The organism is Amaricoccus sp., from assembly GCF_036846665.1.
Classification (GTDB): Bacteria; Pseudomonadota; Alphaproteobacteria; order Rhodobacterales; family Rhodobacteraceae; genus Amaricoccus.
Genome location: NZ_DAIUBO010000326.1, coordinates 1 through 3,582, shown reverse-complemented (window position 1 = coordinate 3,582; position 3,582 = coordinate 1). Strand labels below are relative to the sequence as shown.

The 3,582-nt window shown below is 63.2% G+C and carries 4 protein-coding genes, 1 tRNA gene and 2 pseudogenes; 5 read left to right on the top strand and 2 right to left on the bottom strand.

The features are described from left to right. Positions 1-170 precede the first annotated feature (170 nt). From V7050_RS19655 to V7050_RS19650, 3 genes and pseudogenes are all read left to right on the top strand, one after another. Positions 171-260 (top strand) — tRNA-Ser (locus tag V7050_RS19655). Between the two features lie 389 nt (positions 261-649). Next, positions 650-739 (top strand): annotated as a pseudogene (locus V7050_RS21100) (DUF3883 domain-containing protein); the annotation flags it as partial. A gap of 121 nt (positions 740-860) precedes the next feature. Next, the gene (locus V7050_RS19650) at positions 861-2,150 is read left to right on the top strand and encodes a hypothetical protein (RefSeq protein WP_324375843.1); all 1,290 of its coding nucleotides are present in this window, start codon (positions 861-863) and stop codon (positions 2,148-2,150) included. A gap of 65 nt (positions 2,151-2,215) precedes the next feature. On the opposite strand, the gene V7050_RS19645 is transcribed toward V7050_RS19650, so the two are convergent. Together V7050_RS19645 and V7050_RS19640 are read right to left on the bottom strand one after the other, a co-directional pair. Then, positions 2,216-2,596, bottom strand: a complete 381-nt coding sequence (locus tag V7050_RS19645) for a hypothetical protein (protein ID WP_324375841.1) — start codon at positions 2,594-2,596, stop codon at positions 2,216-2,218. Then, complete coding sequence (locus tag V7050_RS19640) at positions 2,596-3,105, bottom strand: site-specific recombinase (RefSeq protein ID WP_324411102.1); 510 nt, start codon at positions 3,103-3,105, stop codon at positions 2,596-2,598. The genes V7050_RS19645 and V7050_RS19640 overlap by 1 nt, the downstream gene beginning before the upstream one ends. Between V7050_RS19640 and V7050_RS19635 the strand changes: the two genes are divergently transcribed. Together V7050_RS19635 and V7050_RS19630 are read left to right on the top strand one after the other, a co-directional pair. Then, the gene (locus V7050_RS19635) at positions 3,104-3,304 is read left to right on the top strand and encodes a DUF6511 domain-containing protein (protein WP_324375837.1); all 201 of its coding nucleotides are present in this window, start codon (positions 3,104-3,106) and stop codon (positions 3,302-3,304) included. The two genes, V7050_RS19640 and V7050_RS19635, sit on opposite strands and share 2 nt — an antisense overlap. Continuing rightward, positions 3,304-3,582 (top strand): annotated as a pseudogene (locus V7050_RS19630) (hypothetical protein); the annotation flags it as partial. The gene V7050_RS19635 and the pseudogene V7050_RS19630, both read left to right, overlap by 1 nt.

Below are 3,582 nucleotides of genomic sequence, written 5' to 3'. Positions count from 1 at the left end.
CAATTCTCAACCCCGGATTCCAGTGACCCCTGGATGAACGAAAGGGGTCACGTCAGATCCATCGTCGGCCCGGTTGACCAGTTGACGTGACTGAATACCAGAGCTGTCCAAAGGGCCGACTATTGCCTCTTGTGGCTGCTGCGAAGGGCGCATAACGATGTTGGCTGGACGGAGAGATGCCGGAGTGGTCGAACGGGGCGGTCTCGAAAACCGTTGTGGGGGTGACCCCACCCAGGGTTCGAATCCCTGTCTCTCCGCCACCATCACCGTTGCGAACCCGTTCAGACCGCCCATGGGGCGGCGGATTTCTCCTGTTTTCAAAGGGGTTTGCCTCCCCCATGCGAACCTCTGAGACTGCGCGCCAGGCCCGTTTCGGGCTCTGAACGGCTCTCCGTCTCTGTTCGGGCGAACCTCCCCGTTTTCGGTTCGGTCGGATTTTTCCGCGCCTTTCCAATGACCTGACTTTCAACCCCGCCAAAACTTCGGCCTCCGTGTCCATCCCCTTCGAGGGGACCGGAGCCGCAACACGCGAGAGGCGCAGCCGCTGGGTGCGCTGGTCGAATGGCGCGTAGCGGCGGCGGTGATTCAAGCGGGGCGAGGCCGGAAAGCGTTGATGACAAAAGGACTTCGCGCCCGTAGCCTTGGCGGAATGTCAAACGAGCCTTGGACGGATGAAGAGAACGACCTGATCGTCGCGGATTACTACTCGATGCTGGTCGATGATCTCGCGGGGAAACCCTTGCGGTGCAACCGAACCACACGGACGTACGCTATTGACGGTCGTCCAGGCGTGAAAAGGGGGGCAGATATTGGTGTCGGCTGGCGGTTACATTCTTCAGGTGCCGAAGGACAGGAGGAAGTTGCTTCTCGACGAAGCCGAGCATGGGGGCTCGTTCTATCGTTCGAAGCCTTATATCTCTGAGCCTGTTCCGCGTTTCGATCACAGCCGCCGCGCACCGCTGGCCGTGTTTGCATCCTTCGAAGATGGCTTCATCACCCACATCGCTGATGGAAGGAAAGGGCTGTCTGCCGGCACCGGCCTCGTCCGTCTCAATCTTGAAGACCTTCAGCCGCTGAAACGGCACGTGAGCTTTGACGAAGTCCTCGATGGCATCGGTGCTCGCGTTGCGAGGCACCTCAAACAACGTCTGACAACGGGCGGCCTACTCCCACCGAAGTCGCTGGGCGCCTTTGTTGATCGCATTACCGAGCTGGACACCACCGTTAGCCCACGTCTCGCGCGCTACTCTGAGCGTCGCGCGCAGGCTCTGCGGCGCCTTGAGCCGATTGCGCGTGAAAACCTCGCCTATCAAAAGGAGTCGCTCGGCCTCGCGCTTGAGATTGCCGGCATTTCGCGGGACGACCTGCTGGCGTGGACCCCGACCGATGATCAACAGCGATCATTCCTTGATGGCCTGCCGGGCGCGCAGGTCCGCGAAGACGCTATGCTCCTGGCGGACTTCTCGACTCTCCCGGGTTTCAAAGTGACCGGCGGAACCACTCACTATGGTTCGAAGGTTTTCGTAAGTGAGCAGGATCCGTCGAAAAGGCTAACCGTGATCATGGCCAATCGTCTGCCGCTAGAACAACAGACTGGCGCTGACCTCGTTTACTTCAATGAGGCCTACCGCAGCTTCATACTGGTCCAATACAAGGCGATGGAAAAGCGCCACGATGAGATGGAATTTCGCTGGCAAGCGCAGGACCAATTCTGCGACGAGGTCGAGCGCATGGAGAGCCTGCTCGCGGAACTCAGAAGACTTCCAAGCGGCCAACAACCCGACGGCTTCCGCTTCTCGGACAATCCGTTCTTCCTAAAGTTTTGCCCCCGTGTAGTCTTCAACCCCGATGACAAGGGCCTTTTCAAGGGCATCTACTTGCCGCTTGACCTATGGAAGCGGGCGGATGCGGCGGGCTGTTTTGCCGGCAAGCGTGGGGGCAAAGTCCTTACGTTTAAGAACGTGGGCCGCCGCATCAACAACTCGGAGTTTGTGGCGCTCGTCGCCGGATCGTGGGTTGGAACCTCGATAGAGCAATCTACAGTCCTTGGCGAGATTGTCCGGAAGGTACTCGAAACAGGTAAGACCGTGACCATCGCTATCAAGCATGCGTCCGGTCCAGCGGACGATGGCAGGGAGATCGCTGATTAAACCTCATGTGCGTCGACGAACGGGGAACGAGCGCAACTGGTTGTCAACTTGTGTCACGCTTGGCATCAGTCGAACACTCGCCCCGGCTGCTCGTCCCACGGCAGCGACGCGACGAAGCACAGGTCATAGATGCTGATGGTGGAGGGCTCGCGGTGGACAACCAGCCGCTCGAGCACCTCGGGCGCCAGCCAGGCGAGGCGCATCAGGCGGCTGACGTAGCGGTCGGACAGGCCCTCGTCGGCGGCGAGATCGGCAAGCGTGGCGACGTCGCCGCGTTCCAGCCGTTGCCGCCAGCCCCACGCCCGGCCGATGGCGCGCAGAAGGTGCGGATCCTGCCCGCGGCCCATGGCGGCCTCGACATGCTTCGGCGGCAGGATCCGGGGGCGACCGCCGCGGCGGCGGAGTTCGAGCGGGATGTGGACGCGCAGGGTCTCGGGCTCGGACATCAGGCAACCTCCTTCTTCGGCGGAGCCATCAGCGTGGCGATGGCGCCGAGGCCGTTGTGGCGCAGGTCGATGGCGAGACCGGCCTCGCTCACGGTGATGCGCGCGACCAGCAGCTGGACGATGCGGGCCTGCTCGGCCGGGATTAGCGCCTTCCAGAGATCGTCGAACTGCGCGAGCGCAGCGACGACGGTGGTCTCGTCAAGATCAGGACGCTCCTTCCTGACCGCCCGCGAGGGGCGCGCGGCCACCTCGGGTGTGCGCAGCATGCGGCGGATTTCGCCGATCACGGCATCCTCGACCATGGCACCCGGCAGCCGCTGCGGCCCGCGCAGTTCGGCCGCAGGGCGCTTCCGGATTACGTCCATCGAGGTGTAGTAGCAGTAGCGCTTGCCCTTCCGCTTGGTGTGGTGGGGCGTCATGGCGGCGCCAGTCTCGGTGAAGATCAGCCCGCGAAGCAGCGCCGGTTGGGCCGTTCGCGCCACCGCCGCCCGGGCGACACGATTGAGCATGGTCGATTTCACCGAAGAGGAAACCCAGGCGCTGCCCGCCGTCATGCGCGCGCTCGTCCCCGAGATGGAGCGGATCGGCTGGGACCGGCCCCTTGGGCAACTGACCCAGAACGACATGCACCGGCTGATTGTCACCACCATCGAGGCTTTCCGCGCCGAGATGGCCGAAATCGCCGCCGAGTCGGAGATCCCGTTCTGATGCTGGACTACAACCACCGCCCCGGCATCGCGGAGCGCATCAACGCCGCCGTGGATGCCGCGCTCGAGGCCGAACGCGCAGCGACGCCACCTCGTGACTATCTCGGCGCGTCCCGGCTGGGCCATGCCTGCGAGCGGGCGCTTCAGTTCGAATTCGCGCGCGCGCCGAAGGACGAGGGCCAGGACTTCTCCGGCCGATCGCTCAGGATCTTCGCGATCGGGCATGGCCGGGCTTGCGGGCTTCTCGCGCGGGGACCGGTGATGTCGGCCAACTGGTTC

What these genes read in the sequence shown, in the direction of transcription:
- V7050_RS19645 (WP_324375841.1), bottom strand. Translation starts at nt 2,596, where the DNA reads ATGTCCGAGCCCGAGACCCTGCGCGTCCACATCCCGCTCGAACTCCGC.
- V7050_RS19635 (WP_324375837.1), top strand. Translation starts at nt 3,104, where the DNA reads ATGGTCGATTTCACCGAAGAGGAAACCCAGGCGCTGCCCGCCGTCATG.
- V7050_RS19640 (WP_324411102.1), bottom strand. Translation starts at nt 3,105, where the DNA reads ATGCTCAATCGTGTCGCCCGGGCGGCGGTGGCGCGAACGGCCCAACCG.